At 33.6% G+C, this 5,139-nt stretch carries 7 protein-coding genes; 5 read left to right on the top strand and 2 right to left on the bottom strand.

What is annotated here, in order from left to right; translation table 11 throughout:
• Nucleotides 1-643 (top strand): hydrolase (locus Q7P22_RS13140; RefSeq protein WP_303864870.1); only part of this gene is annotated, 643 nt, incomplete at its 5' end.
• Nucleotides 644-680: 37 nt separating this feature from the next.
• On the opposite strand, the gene Q7P22_RS13135 is transcribed toward Q7P22_RS13140, so the two are convergent.
• Nucleotides 681-1,703, bottom strand: a complete 1,023-nt coding sequence (locus tag Q7P22_RS13135; protein WP_303864868.1) for a hypothetical protein — start codon at nucleotides 1,701-1,703, stop codon at nucleotides 681-683.
• 160 nt (nucleotides 1,704-1,863) lie between these two features.
• Between Q7P22_RS13135 and Q7P22_RS13130 the strand changes: the two genes are divergently transcribed.
• The 4 genes from Q7P22_RS13130 (at nucleotide 1,864) to Q7P22_RS13115 (ending at nucleotide 4,366) form a co-directional block, all read left to right on the top strand.
• The gene (locus Q7P22_RS13130; protein WP_303864866.1) at nucleotides 1,864-2,070 is read left to right on the top strand and encodes a hypothetical protein; all 207 of its coding nucleotides are present in this window, start codon (nucleotides 1,864-1,866) and stop codon (nucleotides 2,068-2,070) included.
• 128 nt (nucleotides 2,071-2,198) lie between these two features.
• On the top strand, nucleotides 2,199-2,999 hold the full coding sequence (locus Q7P22_RS13125; RefSeq protein WP_303864864.1) for a Cof-type HAD-IIB family hydrolase: 801 nt from the start codon (nucleotides 2,199-2,201) through the stop codon (nucleotides 2,997-2,999).
• Between the two features lie 101 nt (nucleotides 3,000-3,100).
• Nucleotides 3,101-3,880 (top strand): ZIP family metal transporter, encoded by a 780-nt coding sequence (locus tag Q7P22_RS13120; protein ID WP_303864862.1) that lies wholly within the window; start codon nucleotides 3,101-3,103, stop codon nucleotides 3,878-3,880.
• Between the two features lie 156 nt (nucleotides 3,881-4,036).
• The gene (locus Q7P22_RS13115) at nucleotides 4,037-4,366 is read left to right on the top strand and encodes a rubredoxin-like domain-containing protein (protein WP_303864860.1); all 330 of its coding nucleotides are present in this window, start codon (nucleotides 4,037-4,039) and stop codon (nucleotides 4,364-4,366) included.
• A gap of 64 nt (nucleotides 4,367-4,430) precedes the next feature.
• On the opposite strand, the gene Q7P22_RS13110 is transcribed toward Q7P22_RS13115, so the two are convergent.
• On the bottom strand, nucleotides 4,431-5,139 hold a 709-nt coding region (locus tag Q7P22_RS13110), incomplete at its 5' end, for an amidohydrolase family protein (protein WP_303864858.1).

Below are 5,139 nucleotides of genomic sequence, written 5' to 3'. Positions count from 1 at the left end.
CTTAAGGCAGGCATGGCCTAATGTAAAAGTATTAGGAGCACCACATGCTCAGCATATTCTTACAAGAGAAAATGCTTTAAAGACGATTAAAGAGCTTAGTAATAAGGCAGCAAGATATTACAATATACATGAAATAATAGATTATGATGATAATCACATGAAGGTAGATAGAGCCATTTTGGATCAGGAAAGAATAGATTTAGGTGGAATAGACATTAAAGTTTTAGAAACTCCTGGGCACACAAAGTGCTCTTTGTCTTTTCTTATAGGAGATGATATTTTATTTGCGAGCGAAACTTCAGGTACTCTAAAATCATCAGGGAATATAAACCCTACTATTATTGTTAGCTATGAAAAAGCCATGGAATCCATTGAAAAGTGCAGAAAAACTCATTGTAAATACATTATATCTCCTCATACTGGTTTTATTAATGATAGCCCAGAAAATTACTGGGAAAGATGTATTACTGCTGCAAGAGAAAGTACAGACTTCGTCCGAAAATTATATAAAAAAGGCTATACTGAAGACCAAATCTTCAATGAATATAAAGAGGTGTATTTTGACGAAGAAATTAGACTACATCAACCAGAAAGTGCTTTTGATATGAATACGAAGGCGATGATAAAAGCCGTTCTTAATTAAGATGGTAAAGTGGTAAGCAAACTTACCACTTTAAAAGCTATTGTGCCAAAATCTCTCTTAGGACCTCTCTATTATGAATTAAATTGAGTAATTCTTCTTCAGTAGAGATTAGATTGTTTCTTGATTTAAAATATCGATTGGCTTTTTTGGCGATTGTTTTATCTAATCCTTCTAGTGAAGAGATGTATGTAGCTATGCTTTTTCCTTGGTAGAGAGTGTTTAAGTATGGTGTTATGATGTATTTCACATCTGAAAGCATAGAATCTTCTACCCAGAAGTCTATGTTTTCATAGTGAACTTTTTTCTCCATAAGTTTTGTGTAATATTCTAAGCCATCTTCATTAGATTCCCAAAAATCAATGTATACGTAATCAAATTGATTTAAAAACTCTTCATTGTAATAATCTAGTCCATTACCATGAATGATTTCTACATTTTTATTTTTTGGAAACTGTGGGCGAATGTATCTTTCGAATAAGTCAATGACATCCTTGTTGAATTCGACGATGGTTACACTTTCTACTTCTTCTTTATGTAGCCAAAGGTAGGGAAGTACACCAATACCTAGACCCATAGTCATACACCTTCCATGGCCCTTTTGTATGCCATCATTCATACTTTCTATTTCACTAATAGCAGGAGACATCCACACTTTATCCTTACCTTCTTTAAGGACAGGTAAGTACACATCACATTCAAAATACCCTACAGGATGATAGTGAAAAAGGTATTTTCCTAAAGACTTATGGAAGTTCATGCTCATTAAAGTTCTTTTTTTAATAAGAGCTTTTTCATACCATACGGTATCTGTTTGCACATCATCTAGTTTAATATTTTTGTAATAAGGATTATCTGTAAGTTTTTTTACATCATATCTTAGATTATTATGTGGTACATGGTATTTTTGCAATATTTTAATTAATTCTCTTTCCATTTTTGGTGTTAACACTTTTTCTGTGTAATGGAGAATCTCATTTAGATATTCACTTACTTGAATTATAGAAAGTATAAGATTTTTCATTGCAGTATCTAATTGAAAATTGTTTTCAAATTTTATCATTGTCTACCTCATATCTCGTATTATTTCATCCCTATCATACCATATTTTTTATGGGATTTCATATGTCGTTGCATTTTACTTTTCCTAAGGATTTTGAATAGTCTGTATTTAAAAGAGAGATAATAATCATGGCTATTATAAATTAAGGAGGAAATCAACTGTGAAAAAGACAAGATTATGCATAGATAGTATAGTGGATAAAGAAACTCAGGATAGAGTAATACATCAATTATATGGTATGAATGGTATAAGAGAAGCACAGCTTAGTAGTGATAAAAAAGCCATAGAAGTTATTTATGATGAGCAAATAAGTTTAGAAGAAATCAATAATCATTTGCAAAACAATGGATATAAAATTTTCAAATAAGGTGATCAGGTAAATACCTGACACCTTTTTCTATCAAAAATTAATTAAATATATGGAGAAAAATGGGGTATAATGAGGTAAGATTACATAAATTTAAGGCAGTGTAGCTTGCTAGTGAGGAGAAGAATATGGACTATAAATTAATTGCAGTTGATATCGACGGGACTTTATTAAATAGCCAAGGTATATTGACGAAGAAGACGAAAAAGGCTATACAAGAAGCTGTAGATGTAGGGGTTGTTTTTGTAATATGTACTGGAAGACCCATACAAGGTGTTAAGAGTTTAAATGAAGAAATTAATAGAGATCTTCCTTTTATTACATACAATGGAGCCATGGTTATAAAGGGGAAAAGTAAAGAAATTCTGTATCAACGAAGTTTACCAAAAAACCTTGCAAAAGAGGTCTATGATATAGGTTCTAAATGGAATACAACTATGATTATTTGGTCTGACAACAAATTATATGTAAATCATGAAAATGATAAAGCAAAAGAGTATAGTAAATCCATTAATACACCATATATAAAAATAGATAGCATTGATGAGATCCCAACTGAAATAACAAAAATATTATGGTATGACGAACCTGAAAAATTATCAAAACATCAAGCTGATTTTAAGGAAAAAATAGATAAAAGAATTGTTCATCATTTTTCAAGACCTTTTTATTTAGAATTTGTAGATGAAAAAGCTACAAAAGGAATTGCTATACAAAAATTATGCGAAGACTATGGTTTTGATATAGCTCAAACGATTGCAATTGGTGATGGTTACAACGATTTGTCTATGATCCAAGAAGCAGGTTTAGGCGTAGCAATGGAAAATGCACCAGATGATATCAAAAAACACGCTCAGTATATTACTACTTCTTGTGATGAAGATGGAGTTGCTAATGTAATATACAAATTTTTATTAGATAAGGAATAGATGTATTGGCTCATTTTGAAGTCGACGGAAATGAATGGAAATGCTAAAATATAGATAGAATCATTCTAGAATAGAACAGAAAATTAAGTGGGAGGAATTATGTGGACAAAGCAATACTAGGAGTTTTTATTCCGCTTATAGGCACTACCCTTGGTGCAGGATGCGTGTTTTTTTTGAAAGAGCATATTCATCCCTTAGTTCAAAAGGCACTACTGGGATTTGCTTCAGGAGTAATGGTAGCTGCTTCGATTTGGTCTCTGATCATACCAGCAATTGACATGTCAGAGGGAATGGGTAAACTATCTTTTATGCCAGCAGCAGTTGGATTTGCCTTAGGAATTCTTTTTCTATTGATTATGGATCAAATCGTACCTCATTTGCATTTAGACAGCGATGAGCCTGAGGGGATGAAGAGTTCTTTTGGAAAATCCACTATGCTAATGCTTGCTGTAACTCTTCATAACATACCTGAAGGTATGGCAGTAGGTGTAATCTTTGCTGGTGCTCTATCTGCTAATAACGATATCTCATTAGCAGGAGCTCTAGTTCTTGCTATAGGCATTGCCATTCAAAATTTTCCTGAGGGAGCAATTATTTCTTTGCCATTAAAAAGCCAAGGGATGAGTAGAGGGAAATCTTTTACTTACGGTTTTTTATCAGGAGTCGTAGAGCCTATATCAGCAATACTTACATTGATGGTTACTAGTTTAATTGTACCAGTATTACCTTATCTTCTTTCCTTTGCAGCAGGTGCAATGATGTACGTAGTAGTTGAGGAGTTAATTCCAGAAGCATCTGAAGGAGGTCATTCTAATATTGGAACCATTGGTTTTGCAGTGGGATTTATTATGATGATGACACTTGATGTAGCCCTAGGCTAGGAATCCTTTGTGATAAGGAGCTTTAGTAGGAAATATTTAGGGTGGATTTTTGTACATAATGTTATTTTATTTTAAGTATTATTACGGTTTGAAAATTATTTTATGAGGGTATAAAGTAACAACCAGTGATTAATATACTTAAGAGGAGGAAAAAGTATGATATGGAAATGTTCAGTATGTGGTTATATGCATAGAGGCGAAGAGGCACCTGATCAATGCCCTAAATGTGGAGCGCCAAAAGAAAAGTATGCAGCTTTATCACAAGAAGATGCAAAGAAAGTTAGTGATTCAGATCGTACAAATGATATTCATATGGAAATCATAGAATTATCTATGAAAATAGCTCAGTTAGCAGAAGAAGGTATTGATATAGATTTAGATCCATCCTGTGTGGATGCATTTAAAAAGGCTAAAGATGAAGTATGGGTCATAAAGCAAAGAAACAAAGCGGAACTTGCTGGACATATGTCTAGAGGAAAGTGGTAAGTAATAATGAGCTGTCTCACTAGAAAAACTAGTGGGTCAGCTCATATTTGTATAGTGTTGGTATTTATTTTTCAGCCTTATAAGCTACGACTCCATCTACTATGGTGTACACTGTGTCAGTGAAAACCTCCATAGGATTTCCTGTGAATATTGCTATGTCAGCATCTTTTCCACATTCGAGGCTCCCAACACGATTGACCATGCCACATATGATTGCAGGGTTAATCGTAATTGCCTTAAGACCTTCTTCTATTCCTAAACCTTTTTTAGCAGCTAGACCAGCGCAAATGGGGAGATATTGAATTAAAGAGACGGGATGATCTGTGGCAATAGCTACCCGAACTCCTTTTTTAGCTAATACCCCAGATGTCTTAAAATCAGCATTTTTACACTCTAATTTATTTCTTGAGGCCAAATCAGGTCCAACAATAACGTCAAAGCCACTTTTCGTTATCTCGTCAGCAATAATATGACCTTCTGTACAATGATCTAGAGTCATATTCAGATTAAATTCTTTTGCTATTCGAATGGCAGTTTGGATATCATCACAACGGTGAACGTGGGCTTTTAGTGGGATTTTACCTTCTAATACAGGTAACCAAGGTTCTAATTTAAATTCCTCTTCAAAATCATCTCCGCTTTCAATGGCTTTTTCTTTCTTGTTTTTATAGTTTATTGCACGGCAAATCTCCTCACGGAGCATTGAGGCTATTGCCATACGGGTATTCGGAGCTTTGTCTTTGCTTCTGTATAAATTTTTGGTGTTTTCTCCA

Source organism: Alkalibaculum bacchi (genome assembly GCF_937875145.1).
Lineage (GTDB): Bacteria > Bacillota > Clostridia > Eubacteriales > Alkalibacteraceae > Alkalibaculum > Alkalibaculum bacchi_A.
This window is presented reverse-complemented; position numbering and strand designations above follow the sequence as displayed.